The sequence below is a fragment of the Sphingosinicella rhizophila genome, assembly GCF_032378825.1.
In the GTDB taxonomy this organism is placed as follows: Bacteria; Pseudomonadota; Alphaproteobacteria; order Sphingomonadales; family Sphingomonadaceae; genus Allosphingosinicella; species Allosphingosinicella rhizophila.
The window spans coordinates 120,448-146,057 of the sequence record NZ_JAVUPU010000003.1; the positions used below are offsets into that span (position 1 = coordinate 120,448).

At 60.9% G+C, this 25,610-nt stretch carries 23 protein-coding genes; 12 read left to right on the forward strand and 11 right to left on the reverse strand.

The genetic code is table 11. From position 1 onward, the window contains the following. The first annotated feature begins 90 nt into the window (after positions 1-90). From RQX22_RS06720 to RQX22_RS06755, 8 genes are all read left to right on the forward strand, one after another. Positions 91-753 carry a multiubiquitin domain-containing protein gene (locus RQX22_RS06720; protein ID WP_315724869.1) on the forward strand — a complete coding sequence of 221 codons (663 nt, stop codon included), beginning with the start codon at positions 91-93 and terminating at the stop codon, positions 751-753. Continuing rightward, positions 728-1,924, forward strand: coding sequence for a ThiF family adenylyltransferase (locus tag RQX22_RS06725; protein ID WP_315724871.1), 1,197 nt, complete (start codon positions 728-730; stop codon positions 1,922-1,924). The genes RQX22_RS06720 and RQX22_RS06725 overlap by 26 nt, the downstream gene beginning before the upstream one ends. Next, positions 1,921-2,394, forward strand: a complete 474-nt coding sequence (locus tag RQX22_RS06730) for a DUF6527 family protein (protein WP_315724873.1) — start codon at positions 1,921-1,923, stop codon at positions 2,392-2,394. Before RQX22_RS06725 ends, RQX22_RS06730 begins: the two co-directional genes overlap by 4 nt. A 136-nt stretch (positions 2,395-2,530) precedes the next feature. Then, positions 2,531-5,845: a TM0106 family RecB-like putative nuclease gene (locus RQX22_RS06735; protein ID WP_315725540.1), complete on the forward strand. Its 3,315-nt coding sequence runs from the start codon at positions 2,531-2,533 to the stop codon at positions 5,843-5,845. A gap of 1,030 nt (positions 5,846-6,875) precedes the next feature. After that, the gene (locus RQX22_RS06740; RefSeq protein ID WP_315724875.1) at positions 6,876-8,255 is read left to right on the forward strand and encodes an NfeD family protein; all 1,380 of its coding nucleotides are present in this window, start codon (positions 6,876-6,878) and stop codon (positions 8,253-8,255) included. Further along, the gene (locus RQX22_RS06745) at positions 8,256-9,059 is read left to right on the forward strand and encodes a slipin family protein (RefSeq protein ID WP_315724877.1); all 804 of its coding nucleotides are present in this window, start codon (positions 8,256-8,258) and stop codon (positions 9,057-9,059) included. Positions 9,060-9,223: 164 nt separating this feature from the next. After that, complete coding sequence (locus RQX22_RS06750) at positions 9,224-9,439, forward strand: hypothetical protein (protein WP_315724879.1); 216 nt, start codon at positions 9,224-9,226, stop codon at positions 9,437-9,439. A gap of 372 nt (positions 9,440-9,811) precedes the next feature. Next, a complete protein-coding gene (locus RQX22_RS06755) occupies positions 9,812-10,003 on the forward strand; it encodes a DUF6961 family protein (protein ID WP_315724881.1) in 192 nt (63 codons plus the stop codon). A 477-nt stretch (positions 10,004-10,480) separates the two neighbouring features. On the opposite strand, the gene RQX22_RS06765 is transcribed toward RQX22_RS06755, so the two are convergent. After that, on the reverse strand, positions 10,481-10,645 hold the full coding sequence (locus RQX22_RS06765) for a hypothetical protein (RefSeq protein ID WP_315725555.1): 165 nt from the start codon (positions 10,643-10,645) through the stop codon (positions 10,481-10,483). A 96-nt stretch (positions 10,646-10,741) separates the two neighbouring features. Here RQX22_RS06765 and RQX22_RS06770 point away from each other — a divergent pair, with 96 nt between their 5' ends. Both RQX22_RS06770 and RQX22_RS06775 read left to right on the forward strand, forming a co-directional pair. Then, positions 10,742-11,455, forward strand: coding sequence for a hypothetical protein (locus RQX22_RS06770; protein WP_315724882.1), 714 nt, complete (start codon positions 10,742-10,744; stop codon positions 11,453-11,455). A gap of 14 nt (positions 11,456-11,469) precedes the next feature. Continuing rightward, complete coding sequence (locus tag RQX22_RS06775; protein WP_315724884.1) at positions 11,470-11,784, forward strand: excalibur calcium-binding domain-containing protein; 315 nt, start codon at positions 11,470-11,472, stop codon at positions 11,782-11,784. 41 nt (positions 11,785-11,825) lie between these two features. On the opposite strand, the gene RQX22_RS06780 is transcribed toward RQX22_RS06775, so the two are convergent. Beyond that, positions 11,826-12,404 carry a LexA family transcriptional regulator gene (locus RQX22_RS06780; RefSeq protein ID WP_315724886.1) on the reverse strand — a complete coding sequence of 193 codons (579 nt, stop codon included), beginning with the start codon at positions 12,402-12,404 and terminating at the stop codon, positions 11,826-11,828. 126 nt (positions 12,405-12,530) lie between these two features. Between RQX22_RS06780 and RQX22_RS06785 the strand changes: the two genes are divergently transcribed. After that, positions 12,531-12,980, forward strand: a complete 450-nt coding sequence (locus tag RQX22_RS06785) for a hypothetical protein (protein WP_315724888.1) — start codon at positions 12,531-12,533, stop codon at positions 12,978-12,980. Positions 12,981-13,080: 100 nt separating this feature from the next. Here the strand turns inward: RQX22_RS06785 and RQX22_RS06790 are convergent, their stop codons facing one another. The 3 genes from RQX22_RS06790 to RQX22_RS06800 all read right to left on the reverse strand — a co-directional run bounded on the left by RQX22_RS06790 (position 13,081) and on the right by RQX22_RS06800 (position 15,551). Then, positions 13,081-14,163, reverse strand: coding sequence for an IS110 family RNA-guided transposase (locus RQX22_RS06790; protein ID WP_315724890.1), 1,083 nt, complete (start codon positions 14,161-14,163; stop codon positions 13,081-13,083). 569 nt (positions 14,164-14,732) lie between these two features. Next, on the reverse strand, positions 14,733-14,909 hold the full coding sequence (locus RQX22_RS06795) for an ECs_2282 family putative zinc-binding protein (protein WP_458309538.1): 177 nt from the start codon (positions 14,907-14,909) through the stop codon (positions 14,733-14,735). Positions 14,910-15,314: 405 nt separating this feature from the next. Beyond that, on the reverse strand, positions 15,315-15,551 hold the full coding sequence (locus RQX22_RS06800) for a DUF6894 family protein (RefSeq protein ID WP_315724893.1): 237 nt from the start codon (positions 15,549-15,551) through the stop codon (positions 15,315-15,317). A 190-nt stretch (positions 15,552-15,741) separates the two neighbouring features. On the opposite strand from RQX22_RS06800, the gene RQX22_RS06805 reads away from it, so the two are divergent. Next, the gene (locus RQX22_RS06805; RefSeq protein WP_315724895.1) at positions 15,742-16,092 is read left to right on the forward strand and encodes a hypothetical protein; all 351 of its coding nucleotides are present in this window, start codon (positions 15,742-15,744) and stop codon (positions 16,090-16,092) included. On the opposite strand, the gene RQX22_RS06810 is transcribed toward RQX22_RS06805, so the two are convergent. From RQX22_RS06810 to RQX22_RS06835, 6 genes are all read right to left on the reverse strand, one after another. After that, the gene (locus RQX22_RS06810; RefSeq protein WP_315724897.1) at positions 16,093-16,518 is read right to left on the reverse strand and encodes a hypothetical protein; all 426 of its coding nucleotides are present in this window, start codon (positions 16,516-16,518) and stop codon (positions 16,093-16,095) included. A gap of 429 nt (positions 16,519-16,947) precedes the next feature. Continuing rightward, positions 16,948-18,039, reverse strand: coding sequence for a GGDEF domain-containing protein (locus RQX22_RS06815; protein WP_315724898.1), 1,092 nt, complete (start codon positions 18,037-18,039; stop codon positions 16,948-16,950). A gap of 582 nt (positions 18,040-18,621) precedes the next feature. Continuing rightward, a complete protein-coding gene (locus RQX22_RS06820) occupies positions 18,622-20,820 on the reverse strand; it encodes a S46 family peptidase (protein WP_315724900.1) in 2,199 nt (732 codons plus the stop codon). Positions 20,821-20,836: 16 nt separating this feature from the next. After that, on the reverse strand, positions 20,837-22,225 hold the full coding sequence (locus RQX22_RS06825; protein ID WP_315724902.1) for a Na+/H+ antiporter NhaC family protein: 1,389 nt from the start codon (positions 22,223-22,225) through the stop codon (positions 20,837-20,839). A gap of 24 nt (positions 22,226-22,249) precedes the next feature. After that, positions 22,250-24,718 (reverse strand): FtsX-like permease family protein, encoded by a 2,469-nt coding sequence (locus RQX22_RS06830; protein ID WP_315724904.1) that lies wholly within the window; start codon positions 24,716-24,718, stop codon positions 22,250-22,252. Further along, positions 24,715-25,416: an ABC transporter ATP-binding protein gene (locus tag RQX22_RS06835; RefSeq protein WP_315724905.1), complete on the reverse strand. Its 702-nt coding sequence runs from the start codon at positions 25,414-25,416 to the stop codon at positions 24,715-24,717. The genes RQX22_RS06830 and RQX22_RS06835 overlap by 4 nt, the downstream gene beginning before the upstream one ends. Positions 25,417-25,610 lie beyond the last annotated feature (194 nt).

A 25,610-nucleotide genomic window follows, 5' to 3' on the forward strand; every position in this document is an offset into this window, starting at 1 on the left:
ATAGCGAGACTCATATGGCCTTCTAGTCCATCTGAGACTCGCGCGCAAGAGTCCCGGCGCGGTGCCGGCCTCGACCCGAAGGAATGTTACATGCCCAAGTCCTATGAATACGAGGTCGACGGTTCGGTGATCCACGCCGCCGACGATCTGATCGAGGGCCGCGAAGTCCGCACTTCGGCCCGCCTCATCCCTCCGAGCGCCTTTGTGCTTATCCGCACTGACGGCGGCATCGCCCAGTCCGTCGGTCTGGAAGAGCAGGTTCCGCTGCGAAGGGGCGAACGTCTCACCTTCCGCTCGTTCGAGAGCGACCATGTCAACACGCTCACGGTCGATGAGCGTGGCTGGGAATGGGGCGGCGACGAAATCACGGAAACGGATGTACGTGAGATTGGCCGAATTCCAGTAGACCTTGAGCTGTTCCTGGACTCCGACGCCGATCGGCCGATCCCCGCGGGCGGACACGTCCGACTGGCCGGCAACGGCGTCGAGCATATCCGCTCGCGGAGGATCGAACCCCGGATGCTCACCATCCGCGTGAACTCCCGCAAGCGCGAGGTGGAGCCCGGAACGATCAGCTTCGAGCGGCTGATCGAACTGGCTTTTGAGACGCCGCCGACAGGGCCGAACGTCGCGTTCACGGTCAGCTACCGCAAAGGTCCGCAGCCGAGGCCGGAAGGTTCGCTCCTCCCTGGCCAGTCCATCCCCGTGATCGAAGGAATGGTGTTCCATGTCACCGCCACTGATAAGTCGTAATCCCGATCTCCTGCGCCTGCAGGAGGACGGCTTCGAGGTTGCCATCGTGGCCAATCATCTGGTCATCCGCAACGTTCCCTATGTCACCCAGACGCGTGCTGTCGCCCGGGGGACGCTGGTGTCTACGCTCGCCCTGTCGGGCGATCGGACCCAGCGTCCGGACACCCACGTCGCGATGTTCGCTGGCGAGATTCCTTGCGATGCGCGAGGCAAGCCCCTGACGAAGATCATCAACTCGAGTTCGGTTCAATCGATCGGCGGGGGGCTCGTCGTGAACCATAGCTTCTCAAGCAAGCCGAAGGTCGGCCATTACGCCGACTACTATGAGAAGATGACGACCTACGCCGCCATCCTGGCGAACGAGGCGGCCGCCATCGATTCCGAGGTGACACCCAGGACGCGACGGGTGGTCGCGAACGATGATCTGGAATCGCCCTTCGTCTATCTGGACACCGCGTCCTCACGAGCGGGAATCGGCGCGGTGTCGCAAAAACTTGAGGGGGACCGGGTCGCTATCATCGGCTTGGGGGGCACCGGCTCCTACGTGCTCGACCAGGTCGCCAAGACGCCGGTCGAACGCATCGATCTCTACGATGATGATGATTTGCTCCAGCACAATGCGTTCCGCGGTCCCGGGGCGCCATCTCTGGAGGAACTGCGCTCGCGACCGAAGAAGGTCGATTATTGGGCGGCCATTTATTCCAGGATGCATCGACATGTCGTGCCCCACGCGGTGCGGCTGGGCGCAGATAATCTGACACTGTTAGCAAACGCGACAATGGTCTTCCTGTGTCTCGACGCCGGCGAAGCGAAGGCGGCGATCATCGCCGAGCTTGAGCGATTGGGTTTGCCGTTCATCGATGTCGGCATGGGCCTGCATCTCGTCGACGACGCACTTGTGGGTCAGCTTCGCGTGACCACGAGCACACCCGCCATGCGAGACCAAATCCGTGCGAAAGGTCGTATCCCGCTCGTGGGCGCGGGGCTGGATGACATCTACGCCCGCAATATCCAGGTAGCGGATCTCAACATGCTGAACGCGGCCTTCGCCGTCCTTCGCTGGAAGCGCCTGCGCAAATTTTACGTTGATCTCGAAGAGGAGCATTTCTCCCTTTTCACCCTGGACGGGAATCACCTCCTGAATGAGGATCGACCGGGAGAAGCGGCGTGATCGCCGCACAGGCGCTCGTGCCGCGATTTGTCGAAGAAATTCCCGAGGCGGTGGAACCCGGGGTCTTCTATGTATCGCTGGAGCATGGATCGATGATTCACCTGTGCGCCTGTGGCTGCGGCCACGAGGTCGCCCTGCCGTTGACCCCGCTCGATTGGCGGTTCACGTTTGACGGTGAGACGATTTCAGTCTCACCGTCGGTGGGCAGTTGGAGCCTGCCGTGTCGCTCGCACTATATCATCGATCGCGGGCGTGTCCGGTGGGCGGAGGATTGGACCGAAGCGGAGGTCGAAGCTGGTCGTCGCCGTGACCAGGCGAGGAAGGACATTCGCTTCAATCCGCCATCGGTGGCCAAGGAGGGACCAGAATTCGCAGTCCGTCCCTTCCCCGATGAAACCGCCGAAGGGAGCCCGCGAAAGGGTGTGCTGAAAGGCCTGCGGACGTGGGCCAGTCGCCTCTGGCGAGGTTGAGGAATCAGGCCGAGCGGTCTGTCGAGTGAAGCCGATTGCGCCCGCCCGGTGGACGGAAATCGGGGGGATAAAGGGGGAAATGATGCAAAAGCGTGATAATTCGGCGCTGTTCTCGGCAAGCGACCTGGTCAATTTCATGGGCTGCACGCACGCGACCGTGCTCGACATTCGCCAGCTCGAATATCCTGTCGAGGTTGGCGCGGACGACGAACAGGCGAAGTTGCTTCAGGAGAAAGGGCTCGAGCACGAGCGCGCCTATCTCGAACGCCTTCGCGCGGAAGGGCGATCGATCATCGAAATCGATGGGGATGGGGATATACTCGAGAAAGCGGAGCGCACGCGCGCGGCGCTGCGTGAGGGCGCCGATGTCATTTTCCAGGGCGCCTTTCTCGACGGCCCCTGGCAGGGCTATTCGGACTTTCTTCTGAAGGTCGATCGGCCATCCAACCTTGGCGACCATGCCTACGAGGTCGCCGACACCAAGCTCGCGCGATCAGCGAAGCCCAAGCACATTCTCCAGATGTGCGTGTATTGCGACATTCTCGCCCGCGAGCAGGGGACCGCGCCCGAGCGGATGCATGTGGTGCTGGGCGACGGCACCATCGCGACTGTCCGCGTCGATGCCGTGAGTCACTATTTTCAGTACGCGCGCAGCCGGTTCCTGGACTTCGCCGGCATGCCGCCAGTCCTGTCCCGGGGCACGCCCTGCGGGCATTGCACCTTCTGTCGCTGGGCCGAAACCTGTGAAGCCGAATGGGAGGCGGGAAATGATTTGAGCCTCGTGGCCGGCCTCACCCGGGGTCAGGCGGAGACGTTGCGTGCCTCCCGCGTGCCGGACCTTCTCGCGCTTGCCGAACTGCCGGAGGGCACCGGCATCGAAGGCATCCAAGGCGAAACGCTCGCGCGCCTGCGCAATCAGGCGCGCCTTCAGGCCCACCAGCGCCAGACCGGCGAGCGGATCATCGAACCGCTTGCCACGGAGTCCGGGCGTGGTCTCGAACGGCTGCCGCGCCCCAACGAGGGCGACATGTTTTTCGACATGGAGGGTGACCCGCTGTACGATGGCGGCTTGGAGTATCTCTTCGGGATTGTCTCCGCCGACAAGGGCGAGGAGCGCTTTCACGCATTCTGGGCGCATGACCGCGACGAGGAGAAGGCGGCTTTCCAACAAGCGGTGGATTTCATGGTCGACCGCCTTCGCTACTATCCGGACGCCCACATCTATCACTACGCCTCCTATGAGGAGACGGCGCTCAAGCGGCTCGCGATGTTCCATGGTACGCGCGAAGGCGAGGTCGACGACTTCCTGCGCAACCATAAGCTGGTCGATCTCTACCGCGTGGTGCGCGAGGCGATCCGCACGTCGGAATCCGCCTACTCCATCAAGAACATGGAGAAATTCTATCTTGGCGAGGCGCGTGCCGGCGAAGTGACGACGGCGGGGGACAGCATCGTCATGTACGAGCGCTGGCGGCGTCTCGGCGACGAACAACTTCTTGCCGACATCGCTGAATACAATCGCGTCGACTGCAGCTCGACACTCCAGTGCCGCGACTGGTTGGTCGGGATGCGGGCGGACGACTCACCTTGGTTCGTCTGGGTCCCCGAGGCGGAGGCGCGCGGCGCGGCCGAAGAGCGCACGGAGGCTGAGGAACGCGCGATGGCGATGGCCGATGCGTTGCTCGCGGGAGAACAGGCAGCCGAGGAATGGCGGCAGCTTCTTGTCGATCTCCTCGAGTTTCACCGTCGCGAAAGCAAGCCGGCATGGTGGGCCGTCTTCTCGCGCCAGGAGCTGCCTTTCGAAGCGTTGCTCGAAGACGCCGAATGTCTTGCCGGGCTTGAGGCCGATCCCGACACACCACCAAGGCCTGAGAAAAAATCCTTCATTCACCGATTCCGTTTTCCCGCCCAGGATTTCAAGCTGAAGATTGGCGATACCCCGAAGCGCGCGGGCACGCTCGAACCCGCCGGCGACGTGGTCCTCGTCGATGAAGACGCGGGCATTATCGAACTCAAGCTCGGCCCGAGCCGGTCGCCGATCGAGGATGGGACTTGTCTGATCCCTTCCGGACCGGTCGGAGATAAGGCTCTGCGCGCCGCAGTGTATCGTTTCGCTGAGGCTGTGCGGGACGGCAAAGTCGATCGCTACGCCGCTGTCGCATCAATCCTGCGTTGCGACTTGCCCGCGATCGCCGGACGCGAGATTGGCGCGCCAGTGGTCCCGGATGGATTGGACACGCTGCCCGCCACGATCGACGCGCTTTTGTCACTCGAGGACAGCCATCTGCTGGTGCAAGGGCCACCCGGTGCCGGTAAGACCTATACGGCGTCACAGGCGATTGTCGCCCTGCTAGCGAAGGGCAAGCGCATTGGCATCGCGTCGAACGGCCACAAAGCCATCAATCAGCTTCTCGGCGAAGTGGAAGCGCTCGCCGAGGCCAACGGCCTGCGATGCCGCGGAATCAAGAAAAGCAGCCGCGAGGACCAGATACTGGGGACAGGCCGCTGGATCGAGGAGACCTTGAAGAACGAGGAAGTATCCGCCGGTCATCAACTGGTCGCGGGGACGGCCTGGCTCTTCGCGCGGCCTGAACATGATCGGGCCTTTGACTATCTTTTCATCGACGAAGCTGGACAGGTCGGATTGGCGAATATTGTCGCGATGGGTGTTGCCGCGCGCAACATCGTGCTGATCGGAGACCAGATGCAGCTCGCGCAGCCCATTCAAGGCACGCATCCCCGAGAAAGCGGCGTGTCGGCACTCGACCACCTCTTGCGAAATCAAGCGACCGTGCCTCCCGAACGCGGCGTTTTCCTCGCGGAAACCCGCAGGATGCATCCAGACTTGTGCGACTTCATATCGGCCGCTGTCTATGAGGGGCGCTTGCGATCCGCAGGTGGAACCGAGGTTCAGACTCTTCTGGTCGACGGTGCCGCTGACCTGGAGGCGATTGCGCCCACCGGACTGCGCTTCGTGGATGTCGAAAGCGTCGGATGCACGCAGCGGTCACGGCCCGAAGCCGAGCGGCTTGACCGAACTTACCGTGCGCTTTTGGGGCAGCGCTGGCGTGACAAAGATGGTCGAGAAGCGGTGATCGGCACTGAAGATATCCTGGTCGTTAGCCCATACAATATGCAGGTCGAGTTGCTAAAACGGACCCTCCCAGCGGGGGCTCGCGTTGGAACAGTGGACAAATTTCAGGGACAGGAAGCGCCGGTTGTCCTGGTTTCCATGGCCACTTCGAGCGGCGACGATCTGCCGCGCAACATCGACTTTCTCTATAGCCGTAACCGGCTGAATGTCGCGATCAGCCGTGCGCGGTGCCTCGCGGTGATCTATGCTAATCCTCGGCTGCTCGAAGTGCCCTGTCGCACGATCGAACAGATGGCATTGGTCAACGGACTCTGCTGGGCACGCAATTTTGCCGAGCAACAGCGCTCGGCAGCGTAGGAGAACCGGGACTCGAACCAACCCATCCATTCACGTCCACCCTTTTCCATGAATCTAGATCGTGCTATTGATGCCTTCGGCGACTTCTCAAGTCTATGATTTGATTGAAAAATCAACCGCTTAGGCGGTGCCACAGAAAGCTCTTCTGGGAACCACAAGTAACAGGCGAAGCGATCTGCGCATCGGATCTCGTTCATCAATTTTCATGCGCGACAGCCGCAGGCCAGAACAACACTGAACTAGCCGTTCGCAAGGAGATGTACCCTGCCAGTGAGGGACTAGGTGTGGGACTGAATAATGCGAAGTTTATTTATCGTTGTAACTCAATTGGTTGGTCAGATCACCTGCTCCCACCCTCTCCATGTTAAGCTATTGAACTTATTGCATAAAAGTGTCTCAATTCAGCGTCGGTGCTTATTTGATCCCGGACAGGGATTCGAACCGCATTTGATACTCGGGGAGACATCGTACCTTCATCGCGCTGTACAAAGAATAGACCTTTGTCCGCAGCAACGCTCGTCGGTGAGGAGCTCGGCCGACTGCTTAGTCAATATTGAGGACGGCTGTGAAACCGCTGCGCGAGAATCTGACAGCCTAGCATAGCTGTCAAATGAGGAGGCTTGCTGGGCAAGGATATTGTGATCGCCGCCGATCCTGTTTCGGGACCGACGGCGATCTCCGCGCTTCCCCTGTTCGATCTGCGAGCAAGAGAGGTCAGCTGCAGATCTAGCGCGAATTTCTACCTTGCGGAGGACTTCTCTGGGGTGCTTGGGCGATCACGCTAACATTCATCGCGGCACTGGCAAAGGTTATCGTGCAGACGATGAATGGAAAGGGACCCCGCACTCAGGCGCCCTTTGCCATTCTACGTCTGCTTTTGGAATTGAGGCCAAAGTAAGCTAAAAGGAGACAGCAGGCGCCGGGAAAGACCCAGGTCGCAGCCGGCCCAAGCGAGCTCTGCCTGGATCTGCCTGCCAATACCGAGGAGCCGGACATGTACGGCGGCGGGACGGCCATGCGTGCCCTTAAGATGTTGATTACGCTGCTGTGGGCAGGGCTGGTCTTGCTCGAAGCCGCTCCCGCACCTGCACAAGCCGCGCGATCGGCTGTGATACTCGAAATCGAAGGCGCGATTGGCCCGGCGACCTCCGACTATGTCGAGCGCGGACTCGCAGAAGCGGCCGAGGCCAATGCTCCGCTGGTTATCCTGCGCATGGATACGCCGGGAGGACTGGACACTTCGATGCGCCAGATCATTCGCGAGATCCTGCGCTCGTCGGTTCCCGTCGTCACCTATGTCGGTCCGAGCGGGGCACGCGCGGCGAGCGCGGGCGCTTATATCCTCTACGCCAGCCACATTGCGGCAATGACACCTGGGACAAATGTGGGCGCCGCCACACCAGTGCAGATCGGGGGTGCCTCGCCCCTCTCGCCGGCAGAGACGGACGACGGGAAGGACGAAGCCCAAAAGGCAGAGCCAAAGAATGCGAGCGAAGCAAAGGCGATCAACGACGCAGTCGCCTATATCCGTTCTCTCGCCGAACTGCGCGGCCGCAATGCCGATTGGGCCGAGGCCGCCGTCCGCAGTGCGGACAGTCTGTCAGCGAATGCCGCGCTCGAGCAATGGGTGATCGAGATCGTGGCGCGCAACAGTGAGGACCTCCTGCGCCAATTGCATGGCCGAACCGTTATCGCGGGCGGCGCCGAACGCGCGCTCGACACGCGCGGTCTCGCGCTCCGGACGATCGAACCGAACTGGCGAACCCGGCTGCTTGGAGCAATCACCAACCCCAACATCGCGCTGATCCTGATGATGATCGGCGTATACGGCCTGCTCTTCGAATTCATGAACCCTGGCGCCCTTTATCCGGGCACAATCGGCGCCGTCTGTCTGCTGATCGGGCTCTATGCGCTCGCCGCCTTGCCAGTGAATTATGCCGGGGTGGCGCTCATCATTCTCGGCGTTGGGCTGATGGCAGGGGAGGCGTTCACGCCTTCGTTCGGTATCCTCGGAATCGGCGGTGTGGTTGCCTTCGTGTTCGGCGCGACAATCATGATCGACACGGATCTGCCACAGTTCCAGATCAGCTTGCCCGTGATTGCCGCAGTGGCGCTGGTCAGCCTCTTCCTCGCCGTCATAATCGCCCGGCTCGCGGTGACGTCGCGCCGGCGCAAGGTCGTCAGCGGCCGGGAGGAGCTGATCGGATCCAGGGGCACGATCCTCGATTGGGAGGGCAGTAGCGGCCATGTGTTCGTCCATAGCGAGCGATGGCGGGCGGGCGGCGTTGGTCCGTTTCGAAAAGGAGATCCCGTTCGCGTTGCCGCCATAGATGGTCTGATTCTCGCTATTGAACCGGACCACCCGACCGACCCGCATCCGCCACATCCGGCGCCACCAATGGAGGTATGAATGGAATATCTTGGTAATCTGGCATTCTACATTCCTGCCATCCTGCTCGCGCTCATCTTTCTGATAGCCGCGGTCAAGGTATTGCGTGAATATGAGCGGGGCGTCGTCTTCACCCTGGGGCGTTTCACGGGCGTCAAAGGGCCCGGCCTGATCCTGCTCGTTCCCTTCGTACAGCAGATGGTTCGTATCGATCTGCGGACGCTCGTGCTCGACGTGCCGACACAGGACGTGATTTCACGCGACAACGTGTCGGTGCGGGTTAACGCGGTAATCTATTTCCGGGTGATCGACCCCGAGAAAGCGACCATCCAGGTCGAAGATTATATGTCTGCAACGAGCCAGCTCGCGCAGACCACGTTGCGTTCAGTGCTCGGCAAGCATGAACTCGATGAAATGCTGTCTGAGCGCGACAAGCTCAATGTCGATATCCAGGAAATCCTGGATGCCCAGACCGATGCCTGGGGAATCAAGGTTGCGAATGTCGAGATCAAGCATGTCGACCTCAATGACGTGATGATCCGCGCCATTGCGCGCCAGGCCGAGGCGGAGCGCGAGAGGCGGGCAAAAGTGATCAATGCGGAAGGCGAGCAGCAGGCGGCGCAGAAGCTGCTCGAAGCCGCTCGCATCCTCAGCCAGGCGCCCGAGGCGATGCAGCTGCGCTACCTTTCGACGTTGAACGTCCTCGCGAGTGAGAAAAGCTCCACGATCGTCTTTCCGTTCCCGATTGAACTGCTCGACATATTTGGAAAGCGACCAGTCGGAGACAGGTCTGCAACCGGTTCCGCTACAGCCCCTCAAGATTGAGGCGTAATCGGTCCTTTCGCACCTGCAACGACTTCTATCTCATTGCCGGCTTGTCGCGGAGCGCTTTTGGTGGGTTAATGTGGTTTAATGAACGGCAACCGCGCGCGCGTTAACTTTGACGCGAATCAACTGTGGAGGACTATGCTCAACCCACGGAGGTGATAATGGGGTTGCAACAGGATCGGGAGTATTTCGAACAGCGGGCAGAGTCCGAAATTGAAATGGCCCAGACGGCGCGTCACGAAAAAGCTGTGCGCGCCCACTATGAAATGGCAGGGCTTTATCTCGACCGGGTGCACGCACCTGACGATAATGATCTCGACGCGGGTTCCCTCGACAAGGTCGAGGCGGAGCAAGAAGGCGAAGCCAAGCAGATCTAGATTGAGCACCATCCGGCTTGGAGCCATATCGAGCGCAAGTCCCTTCTGTCCGCGAAAATTCCTGACCATTATCTCTGTTCAACATGCTCCTTTGGGAGGCCTGCCTCGCGGCGCGACGATAATCGGCGTCGGAGCGTTCTGGCGCAGGCGATTGTCGGGTCAGCTGGATGAGCACCGCGAACCAAGTTGGCCTTTATGGACTGTGCTGGCGGTCAGCTATGGTCGATCGCGAGCCGGCCCGGCAAAGGCTGCCCCGGTCCACGCCCCGGAAGGAGCCCCAGCGCAGCCGCGCGGCACTCCGACCCGGTCCTGCACCTCCGTCGCGCAGATTATGGCTCCCATGCGCGGCCAGGTGTGGCTATCGGTGGCACCATGATCTCGGACCGCGAATTGTGGGCCTGTGCCAATGAAGTCATGCATCAACATGGCGCGGATGCCGCCCTCCACGTCGCCGAGCGGATCGGCGCCCTGGTTCTGGCGGGCGACGTTGCTGGCGTGACGGCGTGGAAGGAGGTCGCGCGGCGGATCGATGCCCTCCAGTCAGGCAGCGGAACCCTGAATTGAGCGTGCTACGCTCATGGCAATATTGGGCCGGCGTCGTTACCGCTTTCGCTGGCCTCGGCGCAGCCATCGCTGTCTTCTCAATGACCGCAAAGCCGGCTGATACGCCAACTGCCACACCGATCGTCGACCAGCATCAATCCTTCACCTGCACGCCGCAGCGTGTTTGGGACGGCGACGGGCCGATCTGGTGCGCGGAAGGACCCAAGGTCCGACTGGCTGGAATAGCGGCGCGAGAGATGGATGGAACGTGCAGGGCTGGACACCCCTGCCCGCCCACGAGCGGTTTCGAAGCCCGCAATGTCTTGGCGAATGCACTATTGGGAGACCCGTCGCGAGGTTCAATCGCCGATGCTCCAACCGGCCATCTCGTGTTGAAAGGAGATGTGCCTTCGCTCACCTGCGTGTCGGAAGGTTCGGGGAAGGGATCTCGGACGGCCGCCTGGTGCCGATCTCCCGCGGTCGGCGACTTGAGCTGCTTCATGGTGAGGCAGAAGATGGCTGCCAAATGGGATCGCTACTGGCGACGACATAGCTGCTAAACGGCGAAATATCCGCGGCGAGGGGCTGGGCCTGTGTGCCGTAAGGCATGTCCGCAGCGGACGTATCGTCCCCGTTGCGCTTCACATCTGCAGAAAGATCCATTCCGGTTGCTTTTCAACTTGTGACTCGCAAACAGCTAAACGACACCCCCTTGCAACGAGCAGGGGGGATATTGTGAGTCGCATTTTGTGCGTGGCCTTGGCCACGATTCTTGTCGCCGCGCCAGCGGGGGCCAAAGACAAGCTAAAGTTTGAGCCGATCACCGAGGAGGGCGCCTCAGTTCGATACGAGCAGGGCGTGGCGACGCTCGATCGACAAGCAACCCGCGGAGCTGTCCAGGTCACGCCACTTGGCCTGGACCACGACAGGCTGACGTTTGGGATTGCCGTCTTCAACCTGGGCGACCAGTCCGACAATTTTGGCGTCGAGGACGTTCGTGTCCAGGTGGCCGGGACGCAGTTTGCGGTGCTCACGCGCGAGCAGCTGGATAAGAAAGCCAAAAACCGTGCGATGTGGTCGCAGATTGGCGTCGCTCTGCTGGCGGGCGCGGCGGCAGGAGCGGCCGCAAGCAGCACCAATCATTATACGGCAACCACCTACACGCCTCGTGGAACCTACCGCACACATATCACGGCGCCGAGCGTTGGTGGCCAGATAGCGGCGAACAATATCACCCGTGATGGAGGCTATGCGATCGGCGCGATCCAGGCGCGGCTGGATGCGACGAGGCATGCTCTGGCCAATGAGATCGTTCAAACCACGACGGTCGACCCAGACGACAGCTATGGAGGCAGGTTTGTGGTAAGCAAGCTTAAGGGGCCGGCAGCGAAATGGCCCCAGGATGTGCTGATCACAGTAACCTTCAACGGAGAAGAATACCCGTTCACGTTCAGGGTTACTCGGAACCGCTAACGCATGGAGGCCGAATGCGGCCACTCCTTATTTTGGCGTTGTTACTGCCATTTCCCGCGACGGCTTCGGCCCATCCAGGCCGGACAGCGGCAGATGGTTGTCACCATGACCGCAAAAATGGTGGGCGGCACTGTCACGGCGGCCGCGCAGACACTTCGGCGCCCCAGCCGCTGGTCCGTCGTCCGAAGACGGGATCAGCTTATACCAATTGCGCTGCAGCCAGGGCGGCTGGTGCAGCGCCAGTTTTGATCGGACAGCCGGGCTATGGTCCACATCTTGACCGGGATGGCGATGGTGTGGGGTGCGAACCGTATCGGGGGCGACGATAGATCCGCGGCTCAGCTTGGGGCGTCGACGTGGGAAGGATCCTTTACAGCGGCGCACCCTGCCAGACGACGCGACCAATCACCCTCACGACCTGCTCACCTAGGTAAATGGTCTTGTGCAGTTCATTGCTGCTGACTGGCTCGAAGCGGGCGGGGTTGGAGCGATAGAGCTTCACCTGGGCGTCATGTTCCTCGTTCTGGATCAGGTAGACTTTGTCGTTGAAAAGCTGGGTCTGCTCGGGGTCGACAATGGCAAAGCCGCCGTCGGGAATGATCCGGTCCATGCTGTCGCCCTTCACCTCGACGGCGAAGGCTTTTCGGCCTGCCGCCTTGCTCGGCACCGGCATCATGCCGCCGGGAGGCGCTATGATCGCTTCCTTCCAGTTGCCAGCCGAGGCGAGCCCGATCACCGGCACCATCTGAACTGATGGCGTCCGGCTGATTCCGAGGAAGGAATAGATGAGATCCGCCTCCTCCACCTTCACCCGGCGGCTACCCTTCAGGATGTTGGAGATGGCGGATTGATTGAGGCCAGTGACCTGCGCCAGTGCGGCCTGCGTCACCCTGGGCGGGCCGTCCATGGCAGTTCGGACCAGATCGAGATCGAACAGTAAATCGGTCATTTCGTCGGATCCACAGAAATTGCAGCGAATCGGATTCCGCGCTTGCAAACCTCTATCCGATATTCGGATAAGAAGGAAGCTCGACTCGGATGAGTCGTGCGCGGGGCACAAGAGAGTGGATGCTGAATGATGGACGACGTGATGCTCCACACACGGCTGGAGGACGAACTCAAACAGCAAAGGGCCGTGCTGCAGGGCGCGGCGGGTGCGGCAATCGCCTTCTCTCTCCATCAGACCGTTGGTGTATCGCCTGGTTGGTATCTGGTGCCGATCGGCCTTGCCATGCTCGCCTGGGCGGCAAGCTTCGTTGCTGGGATCCTCAATTCGCACGCGAGGCAGGCAGCCGTCCGCTGCAACATTGCTTGGCACGAACTTGAGCATGACGGCCGGCTTGAGGAAGCGGATGATCTGAAAATCGAATTTCTTGCCTATAATCGCAAGGCGCAACAGACCTACCGCGTGCAGCTATGGGGGCTGCTGACCGGCGCGGTCTTCTACTTCGCGGGGCACGCGCTCCAGTTGAGCGACAATGCTGCCTTGGCGCAGGGCAGTGTCACCACGGAACACAAGGCTTGAGGCTGTCTTGCCCGCGGCGAATATCGAAGGGCCTGGCTTCATAACGCGTCTCAGGCTGCAAGCCCTTGTCGGGGAGCGAAGTCCAGGCCCTCCGCTTCCGCTAGGAAGAGGAATCGGCGGGTGCAGGTGGGCTCGAACCGAGGCGATGATTGAGATCGAAGCTGGATCCATCCTTCCACATCGCGAGCATGACCATTGCAAGCGTGCGCGCGAGCGCGATCTTCGCCTTCTTTTTGCCGATGCGACCGGCCAGCCCAAGCGCCCAGCTTCTCAAGGCCGCATCCTCCTTGTAGCGGGAAAAAAAGGTGTTGGCGGCCACGAACAGGTGCATGCGTGTGAGCCTGCTCCCCATCTTGCTTATCCCTTTGCGCGTCTCCCGCGTTCCTGACTGGCTGACCGTCGGCGCCAATCCGAAAAAGGAGCCCACGCTGGATGTCTTCGGGAACTGGAACGGATCTTCGATGGCGGTGTAGAATGAAAGGGCGCAGATCGGGCCGACGCCCGGTATCTCCATGAACCGGCGGCAGAGCGGATTCCCTTCCGCTCTCTTCAAAAGCCATTTGTCGGTCTCTTTCAGATAGGACTGCAATGCCTCGGATAGCTCGATGAGCGGACATAGCTCCGCCGTACGGTCGACATTCTGCGCCGCCTTGATCAGTTCGATTTGCTCCTGGCCCCAAATTCTCGTGCCGCCTGTCGCTTCCGTGCGCTTCCAGGTGCCGCCGTAAAGGGTGAGCAAGTCACGAATGACATTGTCGACGGCCACACGATGCCTGACAAGCTTGTGCCGGACCATCAGCCGTGACCGGAGTTGCTGGCGCTCCAGGCCCTTCAAGCGGACCCTGGAGACCGTGCTTTGGCCAAGGCGTCCGAGATCCGCGAGGCCCCTCGCATCGCCGTCATCCGTCTTGTCCCGGCGAATCTTGAGGAACTTCGATGCTGTTCGAGCCTCGAAAATCGCGACTGGATAATCGAAGGCACGGAGCCTCCTGACGATGTGGGTACCCCCGCCTGCCTCCACAGACACCAATTGGATTTGCTCTATGGGAAACGCACTCAGGGCAGCGTGGATCTCTTCCGCATCGGAAGGGCAATATCGCTCATGGATCACCTCGCCTTGCGCACCGACGACGCAGAGCTTCGTCTCTCGTCCGCCAAGATCAAGACCGACCCAGAAAGTCATGTTCGTGCCGTTGGTCAGCGTTTGAAGGAGCGACCCGGCTTCAGTATCTCATCCGCGGTCGTGGCCGGTGTTCCAATGCCGAAGTCCGAGTCGCCGGGCAAAATGACCCGTCTCATGCGCGCTGTCGAGCGACGAATGGTCCAGAGTGGACCCTGGGCGATCGGGAACGCCTCCATTTTGGATGGTTCGATTGAGGATGCCGGCGTTTAGACGGGTTCGCACATAGCCGAAGCGTCAGGACTAAGAATATGCAGGCTCAGGGGTTCCGAATTGATGGCCGCTCGGCCCGCTCAGCTATCAGCTTCGCCAGATCCCGCTCACCGTCCTCAGCCATCTCTAAAAGTGCCGCCGTGGTGCGAGGGTCATTGATGTATTGTGCGAGGCGGCGGCATCGCGCGATCCGCTCGCGCATGTGATCCAGGGGGTCGTCGCTCATATCATTCGCTCACACCTGATGGTCGCCCCCGCTCCCTCAGTTAAATCAAGATGCCATAAACCAATCTCCGTTTGGTTAACGGCAGAAGCGATGACGTTTACGATGTGTTTTACAGCGAGCCCCGATCGTCGGGCTAGGAGTGCTTTGCGTCGTCGCTGGTGATCTGCTCGATGAGCTGCGCCTGTATCTCCGCAACCGTGCCCACCTTCCGGCCGCAATGGGAACAACTGATCTCGGCGTCATCCGTGATGACCAACGGATAATCGAAGCGGGCACTGCCGCACAACTTACAGCTGAGTTCAATCCTCATAACCCAGACGAGCTATTTCATTTCGGACCCGTTAGCAAATCAGGGGTGCTCGGCTCCGAGGCTGCCGCTAGGAACGTCGGGGCGTGTCTTTAGCCGCTATCGGTGGAATCTGATTTTCAGCGTCACGCGCCCTCCAGAGCTCACGCTCTGCCTCATCGATCGCCTGGAGCAAGTCAGCGAAGCACGGAGTTTCATCGATCGGCCAAAGCCGGGTGAACGATTGTCCAAGATCGTCGAGATCTCGCTGGGTGAGCAATCCCACTGCGACAATTCGTTGTTCTGACACATGATCGCTCCACCTGCGTCCAGGGCCAACGCCCACCTACGCTCCTTGTGCCAATCGTTGCGCCTCCATTCTGACATGAGGGTTCTCGGGTGGTCGGAAACGCAGGCACGGTCGAGCCGTCAGCTTGAGATGGTTACAGCGTGGCGAAACGGCACAGCCGCGATGCATTCGCCGTCCTCGTTGACCACCTCGACCCGGTGATTCAGATTCACATGGCCCTTCTTCACGCTGAGGCAGATCAAAGCTCGGGCCGCCTGAAGTGCTTCATCGCGAGCTGTGTTCAGGTCCGGTAATTCCTCGCCCTGCGTATCTCGGATGACGGCGTCATTATAGATGTGGAAGAAATAGCGCGGCATGGGGGCAAAAGCGCTTTGCCGGCCATTCGAGTTTCCGCTTCCAATCTAGATTAGGTCGATTTTTGAGCTCTCATGCGGGTGCGGCGCCAGCGCCAGCAGATTAGCCAGGTCGCTTCGGTCACCGCTTCGCAAAATGCGCCCAAAGGTTTAAACGGAGCATCTGCGCAGAGGTTCGGGAATGGAGGCCGCCATGGGTTCAGACCGTGATGTAATTCTACGGCGTTGGGCGTCGCGCATACGGACGGCGGATCGAGAAGCGTACGTTGGCTATATCGAGAAAACCGGGATTGCGGATTATCTCGAAACCGCCGGCAACCTCGGATGCCAGATGCTTATGAGAGATCTCGGAGATGGGTTGACCGAGGTGACCACCTTGAGCTGGTGGTCTTCCATGGACGCCATACGTGCCTTCGCGGGGGAAGATGTCGAGGTGGCTCGTTACTATCCGGAAGATGACGAGTACCTTCTAGAGAAGCCGGAGAAGGTCGAGCATCACGATGTCGTGGCCGAGGCGCTTGGGCTGCTTCCTGAAACTCGATAGTCAAGATTCAAGATCGCTATGGGAGGCCGAAGAATCACGGAGCGGCACGCCCGTTGCAGGGTCCACCCCTTTACTTAGTCGTTCCTCCGTCTGGCGAGCCTTCCACATGCGATCGGAGACGATATCGCGCCGCTCGACCTTCAGCGTCCGATAGATTGCCTGCAAATCCCAATCTGCGGTGCTGAAGCTCCAAGGCGAATGCTTCTCGCCGAGCCTGCGCCAAAAGTCATCGAACGGCTTTCGATCTTTCCCGGAATAGGCCCAGAGATATGCGAGGGCGAAGCGGATGGCGAACGATCGCCGGGGAGCGCGATAGCGGCATTCTTGCACGACCTCCTCCAGCGCCAGAAGTGCCTTATCCCGTAAATCCTCCGCACCGATTCCCATGACCCACCATGAGAACACATTAAGAACATTCGCAAGCACCTCGCCAAAAGCGCAACAGACCAACAATAGCGAGGGCGAGGTCGCAGGGGGGACGATCCGCCTCTCAGACGCCCGTAGCGCTTAATCCTCACTCGTGATGCAATCGCGCCCACCCCTGGGGCCGACGCAAACGCTGGAGCTGAGCAAGGGCGCCCGCGCCGATGGTTCGTCCGCCGCAGTCTCATTGCCTAGCATGTGCCTGACGCAAAGCTTCTGCCGCCAATCTGACGTGACTCGCGTATTCCCGCTCAGCCTCATCCGGCTCGCCGGAGAGAATGGCGGTTTCAATACGATCGAGCCGGGTAAGATATTCGCTTCGGGCATCCGTTGGAAACAATGAAGCGAACTGAGGCGTCCAGAATTCGGTGTGAAGTCGCCGACACCTCCCTGCTCACTACTTTGGGAAATCGTCCATCACGCGAACTACCGCTACCTTGAGCGCCAGCGGTCGAAATGAACGAAGGGTGCCTTCATCTCCCCCGCGCTCGATAATGATCGATCGGTGCCGTCCTCGCGCTCGCCATAGCGCAAGCCAACCCCCTTGCCCCGTTCCTTTGCGGCGTAAAGAGCTTGATCGGCACGCAGCCGTAGCTCGACGGTGCTGCCCGCGTCTTCGGGTAGGCAGGCAAATCCGATGCTCGCGCCGACGCGCGCGGTAGTTCCGCCGCTCAACTCGTACGGCTGATGGGAAATCGTGGTAATTAGATCTTCCACGATCGGGGTCACCTGGTCGGGGGAGGTATCTCGCAGAACCACCATGAACTCGTCGCCCCCCATGCGACCGATGAGCGCATCATCGCTTGTTGCTCCGCGGATCCGCTCGGCCACCTGGATCAGAAGAAGATCGCCAGCGCCATGGCCAAGACTGTCATTCACCTGTTTGAAGCCATCGAGATCAATGGAAATCAGCGCCATCTTCTTGTCGTGGCGCGGTACTAATTGACCGAGCGCGGCATCCATGCCGTGCCGGTTTAGAATGCCGGTCAGGGAGTCATGTTGTGCGAGATGCAGATTCTTGGCTTCCGCGGCCAGTGTTAACAACATCGTTCGATGGAAGGTAGTGATGATCTGCATCGCGCCAAAGAGGAACGGTGGCGTGATAGCCGCAATCGTCACGAGCCATGGCTCGCGAGATGCGATCGCCCCTGCAACAAAGGGAAGATCGCAAAGCAGGATAAGCATAAAGGCGAACCGCGGTGCAGCATAGTTTCTGGCGCATATCGGCCCGATGAGTGCCATGACGAGGGTTGCCGACAATATCCGAAGCACCGGGTCATCACCCGACATGATGATGAACGCCGAAGCACCCTGCAGGGCGCACCACAGAAATGAGAGCAATACCGAGGCGTCGACAGCGGGATCATCGGCTGGGTGAAGCCGCAAGCGCGCTTCGTGCAGCCGCCATTCCAGCAGCCGAAGTGTGACAAGGACGAGCTCAAAACCGATCAACACCCCATAGATGGGATCGGTAGTTCTCAGGAAGGCGACGGTGACGACAATGATCGCGCAGAAAGCGCCCATGATGGTGGCCGCAGGAGCGCTAAGAAGCTGCCCTAGCAGGAATGAGCGACCAGCCTCATTGACTTGCCCGGCTGGCTCCAAAAGCCATGACGGCTAGGGAAGGGGAGCCCAGTCGACCACGCGTTGTACCTATCATAAATCACCGAAATCCCAACACTTTCCTCCTAACCAAGGCAAATTGCGAAAGCATTAAGGATCGAAGCCGCGCCGTCAGCAGAACGCTGCGCCACCCATGGATAAGGTCTGAGCGCTCTTACATAATTGCCCCTTATCGCACGTCGAGCGGGGCGGGCGACCAAGCCGACGTCCGCAGTGATGTTGCCGTGTAGAGCTGCATTTCCTCAGTGATTCGGGCTTCGAATGGGAGAAAATTTGTTGCAACGAGGGTATGTGGAGACATCGTCTCGCTTCACGATGCGAAGTCAGGGTCTCTCGCGCGCTATGGAGGCGCCAACGCGCTCGCTCTCCAGGCCTCGTCTCCGCCAGTTCGCAACAAGATGCGCCAGAAATTACGCCGGCTGTCCGCTTCCCATTCTTCTCAGGACCGCTGATGGAGTGGTCGAAGAACCGAAACGAGCGATATTAGCGGCTAATAGCTTCCCTCGCGCCTTTGCTGCCACTACGGTCTTGCCCGGCTCGATCCTCTAACCCCATTTCCTTCAACAGACGGTTCGCTCCATCGACCTTTTCCATCGTCCAGAGCATGAAGCGGCTGTCGACATGAACGGTTCGGTCGGATGCTTCGTCGAACGCCCAATCGGAAAGAATTCCGTCCATCGTCCGGTCGAAAGCGATTCCGACGAACTCGCCCTGGGCATTCATCGTGGCAGATCCTGAATTGCCGCTGGTTATATCCAGGGTAGACAGGAAGTTGACGGGCAGCGTTCCCAGGTTCGGGGCTGCAAACCCGCCAAAATCCCCCGTTTTGGCTGCTGCGATCAACCAAGCCGGTGCGTCGAATTCGCCCTTGCCGGCATGTTTGGCGACCAGACCGTTTACCGTGGTGAAGGCGGCCCAGCTTTCCCCGTCCACCTTTTTCCCGCTCACGCGGCCATAAGCGAGGCGCAACGCCCCGTTCGCATCCGGATAAAGTGTTTTGCCATCGGCCGACGCGAATGCGATGAGGCCCTGTACATATTGCGATCTTACGGCCTGGAGCCGCCCTTCACGATCCTTGCGTGCGTCCTCGGCGGCCAGCATGCCGGGAAGGGCCGTGACGGCCAACCGGATGAAGGGATCGTTCGAGGCCTCGAAGTCGCCGACCGGCTTGTCCAGCCAGGCAAGGCGTTCGGCCGGATCGGCTAGGCGGGACTCCGTATAGATCCTGTCCATTCCGAGGCCATCGATCGCACGCAGCAACAATTGGCTGGCGGCGGGCGTCTTTCGATACTCGGCGACGGCTGTCGCGAACAGGGTTTGATCGACCTTCGCCTTGAAGCGGCGATCCAGCCGTTTCAGGCGCTCGACGAGCGAGCGCCGATCGCGATCCTGATAGCCGCTCTCCCGAAGCGGATCCGACTTTTCCCGTTCGTGAGCCCAGCGCAGTAAGGTGAGGGCGGACGCGAACAACTGGCCGCGCTGAAGCGCGTCGAAGGCGATATCGTCGAGGCCTGCTTTCCGCTCTTCCTCGATGAGGTTGTCCATTTCCGCCAGCGCGGGACCGTAGAGACCCTGTCTTTGCGCGTCTGCTTCTACCCATCGTTGGAAGGCCTGCTCCTGGGCCGCCTTTCTCCCCAAGAGGTCAATGCGATCGGCGCCGGCCAATTGGCCGCCGATTTTCTTCAGGACATTCTGCTGTCCCCGGAGCGTCGATGCGTAAGCGATCGCGGCCGCATCGTCTCCCATGGTCTCTGTCTCGATCTGCTCGACATATCGATGGGCCGCAGCTTTCCGCGCGGGTAGGAGGGCTTCGAAAGCAAGCTTCACCTCGGCCGCAGAAGCCAGACGATTGGTCATCGCCGGGAAGCCGGCCACCATGACGAAATCTCCCGCCTTGACGCCGGTCCTCGCCACCGGGAGCCAAGTGCGCGGCCGATAGGGAATGTTGGCCGGGCTGTAGGGGGCAGAGCTTCCGTCCGGCGCGACATAGGCGCGCAGGAAGCCGAAGTCCCCCGCATGGCGGGGCCACATCCAATTGTCGGTCTCTCCTCCAAAATTTCCAAGGCCGCTGGCGGGCGCATAGACCAGCCGTACGTCGAGGATCTGGCGCTGTTGCTGCAGCCAATAGGATGATCCGCCAAAATAAGAGCGGACGTCGCAGCGGCGATTGGTGGGACGCTCGCATTTTTCGATCAGCCAGCGGCGGTTGGCCTCCATCTTCCTTGTCCGGTCGATGCCGACAGTCCTAGACGTGATGCCCCGCAACATGACATCTGTCACATCCTCGAGTCTTTCGAGCAGGAACATGCGCGTTCCGGGCGGTGCCGGCACCTCCTCGGGCATGTTCTTGGCGAGGAATCCGTCGCGCAGATAGTCACGGTCCGGTGTGGAAACATATTGGATCGCGCCATAGACGCAGTGATGGGCGGTGGCGACGAGACCTTGCGGACTCAGGAACGCGCCCGAACATCCGCCGAGCGATACGATTGCATCCAAAGGTGCCTTTCCGAGATCCGAAAGCGATGTGGGATCCAACGCCAGCCCTTCGGCCCGCAAGGATTCCGCTATGTATGGAGTCTGGTTCGGCATCCACATTCCTTCCTTTGCCTGGGCTTCGCTGGCGAGGCAGGTCCCCAGGGCGAGAATGTGAGCGGCGAACAGGTTGGTGCGTAAATGTGGCATGTGAATCCTCGGGAGATCAGCGGGTGGCGAGTGCCAGGACAAGAAAACCGATGACTGTGATCGTGGCGGCGATCAGGGCGTAGGGAAGCTGGGTCCGCACGTGATCGACGACTGAAATGTCGGCGGCCTTGCTCGTTACGATGCTGATGTCCGCGATCGGCGACGTGTTGTTGCCGAACACCGACCCGGAAAGGGCCGCGCCGAACAGCAAAGGTGCGGACAAGCCCGTCAACTCCGCCATCGGGACGACGATCGGGACCATGATCGCGAGCGTTCCATAGGATGTGCCGGTTGCGAATGACATGCAGGCGCTCACGATGAAGATCAGGGCCGGAATGACGAATGGGGGAAGGGTGACCTGTACGATCTGGCTAAGGTAGAGGCCGGTGCCGAGATCGCGGCACAATGTGCCGAGTGAAAGCGCGAAGATCAGCAGGAGGGAAACGTCGAGAAATTTGCGAAGACCCTCGACAATATGGTCTTCGGCGGCGAGGATTGTCATCGCGCCGCCCGCTTTGAGGACCATGACTGCAACCAGGATGGATAGGCCGACACCGTAGAGACCCGCGCGCGTCCCGTCACCGCCTGCGATATGGCCATCGCCGGTGACCCACATGGTACCGATCACCACGGCGATCAACGTGATCACTGGGACAATCAGATAGATGAGGCGCGGGCGGACCGAGGGGCAAGCGGCATCCATATCGTCATGCATTTCTTCTTCGTCCACCGGCCGCGGCGTCGACTCCCGCATAGGACCGATGGTAAAGCCGCTCGCCATGACGAAAGCGACCAGCGCGAGGCTGACCCAGCAATAGAGCGTGTAGGGGACGGCGCTGATCACGAAGCCCAACGGGTTGGCGATATCCTGCGCCCTGAGCAGCCCGATATAATATGCGCCCCAGCTGTTGATCACAATCAAGGCGACGGCGTTGATGGCGACCGTGTGGATGAAGTAGGCCATGCGCTCGCGCGAAATGCCGAGACGATCATAGAGGCCTGAAAGAGTGGATCCGGTAATGAGGACATTGCTCCAGGTTTCCAGGAAGAGCGCGACCCCGAATCCGTATGTCATGCCGAAGGTCAGCCGCTTGCTGGCAAGCCCGACCCGCCGTTGGATCAGGGTGTTGAATGCATCGAAGCCGCGGCCCGCGCGGATGAGTTGGAGCAGCGAGCCGATCAGCATGCTGAAGGCGATAAGCTGCAAATTGCCAGGATCGCTCGCCACGGCCGTTGCACGGTCCAGTACGGCGAATGGCGTCATCCACGGCTGGGTGTGTAAAAGAATGAGCATGGCGACCGTCACGCCGCCCAGCAATGAGATGAGCACGCGCCGCGTCTTAAGGGCGAGCGTCACCGCGACGAGCGGCGGTACGAGGCTCCAGGCGCCGAAATCCGTTCCCATACTTCCCCCTTCAAACTTGGCGCGTCATTCCCCGCGTAGCGCCGCCATCGGCGGCGCGCGAAGCGCAAGCCGGGCAATGCCTGAAGCGATCAGGGCGGCGGCAACCGAGGAAAAAATGATCAGGACGGGCGCTTGCCAGAAAGGCGCCTTCAACTGGGCGAGCGGCTCGGCCGCATTGACGAGCCAGACGGCACCGGCCGCGCCGCCGATTGCGGCAAAGGCGCCGATGAAGCCGAACAGGCCGAATTCCGTTGAGATGAGGGCCAATATCTGTGCGCGCGAATAGCCGAGCGCGCGCAACAAGGCATGTTCCGCCTTTCGTTCGTAGACGGCCAGGGCAACCGAATTCGCCAGGAGGGCGATCCCGATCGCGACGGAGAGCGATGCCATGGCTCCCGCAAGGGCGAACAGGCCACGATAGACGCTCCCGGTGGCGTCCCGGATATCGCTGTCGCCATAGACCAGGAAGCGATCGTAGACCCGGCTCATGTCGTGCAGTAGCCGGGCCGATGCTGCGGCGGTGCGGCCTTCCACTATGACCGAAGCGGAGCCATCGCCCGATAGCGACAATAAGCGCTCGAGGCTGATGCCTACGGCTGTCGTGGACGAGAAGGTTGGGTTGAAGCCGGATGGCCGTCCCGTGCCCAGGCGGGCGGGAAGAGTCTCATCGCCGATGGTCAATGATCCATACGTGTCATCGCCCAGCTTGCGGATTCGAACATCGTCGCTCCGCGACGGATACATCATCGTCTCCGACGGACCACCGGTCAACGGCGCGAACAGCCGAATACGAAGATCTTGGCTGTTGCCGTTCATCGAGAAGGTCGCTGGCCGGACGATGCTTACCTCGCCACCCATCAAGTCATCGGCATATCGACGCGAAAGCGCTGGCAGGACCGGGGCTAGCTCCGACGCGGGGAGGGTCAAATGGATACGATTGGCTGCCGGGGCGGAATTTTCACGCGTCTGGAGGCGGTCATAGCTGCTCCACCAGGCGGCCGCTGCCAGATGGATCGTGAACAGACCGATGGCAAGCGCGCTGAGCGCCGTTGCCGTGCTCCATTTTCGGCGCGTGAGGTTCGTTTGCGCCGTTCGGAGATGGCGTCCGACGGCAAGCGGCAGGCGCGCGATGGCGGCCAGAAGCCCGGCAAAGAGCGCCACGGCAAGGACCAGCGCGGCCAATCCCGCCACCACGCCGGCCAGCGTGATGATCTCGCCGCCCAGCGAACCTACCGCGATCAGCAAGGTCCCCGCCCATGTGGGCCAAAGACAGCGAAGGTCGCCGCCGCCAATCGCCGAGATGCCTGTTGCGGACTGGCGAAACGAGCGAGCAGGCCAGCGATCGGCGGCGAGCAACGCCGCCCAGGTGCAGGCGCTCAAGGTGATTGCAACGCCCAACGCCCAGCTGAGCGCGATCGTCCACGCGTCCATCCGAAGATCGATGAGAAAGACGAGGCCGGTCGACGACAAACGGGACACGAGCCACCCGGCCAGCCCGATTCCGGCTGCCACGCCGAGCAATGCGCCGGTACCGCCGAGGAACAAGGCTTCGATTGCCGTCAGCCTGAATATGTCGGAACGGCGAGAGCCCAAAGCAGCAAGGACGGCGAATTCGGTGCGCCGCCGCGCCATGAACAACCTGACGGACAAGATGACGCCGATCATCGCGACGATCAGGGCCATCAGGCTCGCACCGCGGAGCAGCAGGTCGATCACACGTCCCGTCGAATCGATGCGCGCGAGCGCGGGCGCTCGAACGATCCAACCGGCCTTCGCCAGCACTGGGCGGAGCGCGGCGCTGGCGCCGCTCCCGCTCGTTTCATCAGCCAGCAGGATGCGGGTCGGTCCCCTGTAGCCGGGAATTGCGGTCCGGGCGCGATCGAGCGAGTAGAATAGACTAAGGCCGCGACGATTGGGGGTCATGGTGACGATGCCGCCCACGTCGAGTTCGAAAGCAGGCACGTCGCCGCCGCCGATCACGATCCGGTCGCCGGGCGAAATGTCGAGCCGCTGCGCAATGTCTCTCGTGACGAGGGCCTGGCCGCGCAGGAGGATCGCCCGGGTATCGATTCCATCATCGACGCGCAGCTCCCCGGCGGCCGGGAAGTGCAGGGGATCGACGGCGACTACGTTGTTCAGGAAAGCGAGCCGCCCGCTGTCCGTGCTTCGGGCGAAATTGGCTTGTGCCTCCGCGAGCGGCGAGAGGATGATGTCGTGATGGCGCGTCATGTTGTGAAGCGCGCGCATCCGTTCCGGCGGGATCGGCGCTTCCCCGGGCAACGACAATGCTAGGTCTCCGCCTAGCTGCGCGCGGGAATCCGGCAAAGCCGAGGCGCGGATGCTTTCGGCAAGAAGCTGCAGCGCGGTGAAGGAGGCGACCCCGCAGGCGATACAAAGAAGCACGACGGCAAGCCGCCATTTTTCCCGAAATAAGGTGTGCATTGCGTAGCGCGCCGCGAAAGCGGCCGCCATATGCGCGCGCGCCGTTTTCATTGGGGCGGGGCCGCGACGCGGCCATCGACGATTGTGATGGTCCGGTCGGCACGGGCCGCGACCCCCGGATCATGGGTGATCATGACGATGGTGAGGCCAAGGTCCCGCTTCAGCCGATCAAAAAGATCCAGGATGGCGGTCGCGGTCTTGCTGTCCAGATTGCCGGTGGGTTCGTCTGCCAGGATGAGGTCGGGGCTGTTGGCGAGCGAGCGGGCGATTGCGACCCTTTGCTGCTGGCCTCCCGACAGCTGAAAAGGCCGATGATGCAGCCGATCTCCGAGGCCTACCATCTCCAGCAGTTCACGCGCGCGACGAGAGGCATTGGCGCGATCGGGCCCGATCTGCATCGGCACTTCCACATTCTCGCATGCCGTCAGGGTCGGGATCAAATGGAAGGATTGGAAAACGATGCCGATGGCGCGGTTGCGCATTCGCGCCAGTTCAGGCTCGGGGGCGTCGAACAGGTTCTGCCCGGACAGCCGCACTTCGCCGCCGCTCGGCTCGTCGAGGCCCGCGAGCAGGCCCAGCAACGTGCTCTTGCCCGAACCTGATGGCCCGGTGACGGCAACCCATTCGCCGTGGACGACCTCCAGGGAAACGGAATTAAGAATATCGATCCTGGTATCTCCCAGCGGCAGCCACTTCGAAAGATCGATCGCCTGCAGGACGGCAGGGATCGAGGGATGAGTCGCAATCATGCTCATGCAAAGCCGTCCGCTGTTGAACCGATGTGAAGAGTCGCAAGGCGCCGCGCGCCACGTTCCAGGCCAAAGCAGCCGAAACTTTCCTTTGCGTATTAAGGGCTTATTGGCGCGTCAATCGGGCAAAAAAAATATAATTTTCGTGTACAGGAATTGTGCTGGTGGCTCGTCATAGGCACATTTGGAGGGCA

What these genes read in the sequence shown, in the direction of transcription:
- RQX22_RS06800 (WP_315724893.1), bottom strand. Translation starts at nt 15,551, where the DNA reads ATGCCGCGCTATTTCTTCCACATCTATAATGACGCCGTCATCCGAGAT.
- RQX22_RS06720 (WP_315724869.1), top strand. Translation starts at nt 91, where the DNA reads ATGCCCAAGTCCTATGAATACGAGGTCGACGGTTCGGTGATCCACGCC.
- RQX22_RS06755 (WP_315724881.1), top strand. Translation starts at nt 9,812, where the DNA reads ATGATCTCGGACCGCGAATTGTGGGCCTGTGCCAATGAAGTCATGCAT.
- RQX22_RS06815 (WP_315724898.1), bottom strand. Translation starts at nt 18,039, where the DNA reads ATGGGCGCTTTCTGCGCGATCATTGTCGTCACCGTCGCCTTCCTGAGA.
- RQX22_RS06830 (WP_315724904.1), bottom strand. Translation starts at nt 24,718, where the DNA reads ATGAAAACGGCGCGCGCGCATATGGCGGCCGCTTTCGCGGCGCGCTAC.
- RQX22_RS06805 (WP_315724895.1), top strand. Translation starts at nt 15,742, where the DNA reads ATGGGTTCAGACCGTGATGTAATTCTACGGCGTTGGGCGTCGCGCATA.
- RQX22_RS06765 (WP_315725555.1), bottom strand. Translation starts at nt 10,645, where the DNA reads ATGGATCTTTCTGCAGATGTGAAGCGCAACGGGGACGATACGTCCGCT.
- RQX22_RS06745 (WP_315724877.1), top strand. Translation starts at nt 8,256, where the DNA reads ATGGAATATCTTGGTAATCTGGCATTCTACATTCCTGCCATCCTGCTC.
- RQX22_RS06795 (WP_458309538.1), bottom strand. Translation starts at nt 14,909, where the DNA reads ATGAGGATTGAACTCAGCTGTAAGTTGTGCGGCAGTGCCCGCTTCGAT.
- RQX22_RS06790 (WP_315724890.1), bottom strand. Translation starts at nt 14,163, where the DNA reads ATGACTTTCTGGGTCGGTCTTGATCTTGGCGGACGAGAGACGAAGCTC.
- RQX22_RS06740 (WP_315724875.1), top strand. Translation starts at nt 6,876, where the DNA reads ATGTTGATTACGCTGCTGTGGGCAGGGCTGGTCTTGCTCGAAGCCGCT.
- RQX22_RS06820 (WP_315724900.1), bottom strand. Translation starts at nt 20,820, where the DNA reads ATGCCACATTTACGCACCAACCTGTTCGCCGCTCACATTCTCGCCCTG.
- RQX22_RS06735 (WP_315725540.1), top strand. Translation starts at nt 2,531, where the DNA reads ATGGGCTGCACGCACGCGACCGTGCTCGACATTCGCCAGCTCGAATAT.
- RQX22_RS06835 (WP_315724905.1), bottom strand. Translation starts at nt 25,416, where the DNA reads ATGATTGCGACTCATCCCTCGATCCCTGCCGTCCTGCAGGCGATCGAT.
- RQX22_RS06750 (WP_315724879.1), top strand. Translation starts at nt 9,224, where the DNA reads ATGGGGTTGCAACAGGATCGGGAGTATTTCGAACAGCGGGCAGAGTCC.
- RQX22_RS06775 (WP_315724884.1), top strand. Translation starts at nt 11,470, where the DNA reads ATGCGGCCACTCCTTATTTTGGCGTTGTTACTGCCATTTCCCGCGACG.
- RQX22_RS06725 (WP_315724871.1), top strand. Translation starts at nt 728, where the DNA reads ATGTCACCGCCACTGATAAGTCGTAATCCCGATCTCCTGCGCCTGCAG.
- RQX22_RS06785 (WP_315724888.1), top strand. Translation starts at nt 12,531, where the DNA reads ATGATGGACGACGTGATGCTCCACACACGGCTGGAGGACGAACTCAAA.
- RQX22_RS06825 (WP_315724902.1), bottom strand. Translation starts at nt 22,225, where the DNA reads ATGGGAACGGATTTCGGCGCCTGGAGCCTCGTACCGCCGCTCGTCGCG.
- RQX22_RS06780 (WP_315724886.1), bottom strand. Translation starts at nt 12,404, where the DNA reads ATGACCGATTTACTGTTCGATCTCGATCTGGTCCGAACTGCCATGGAC.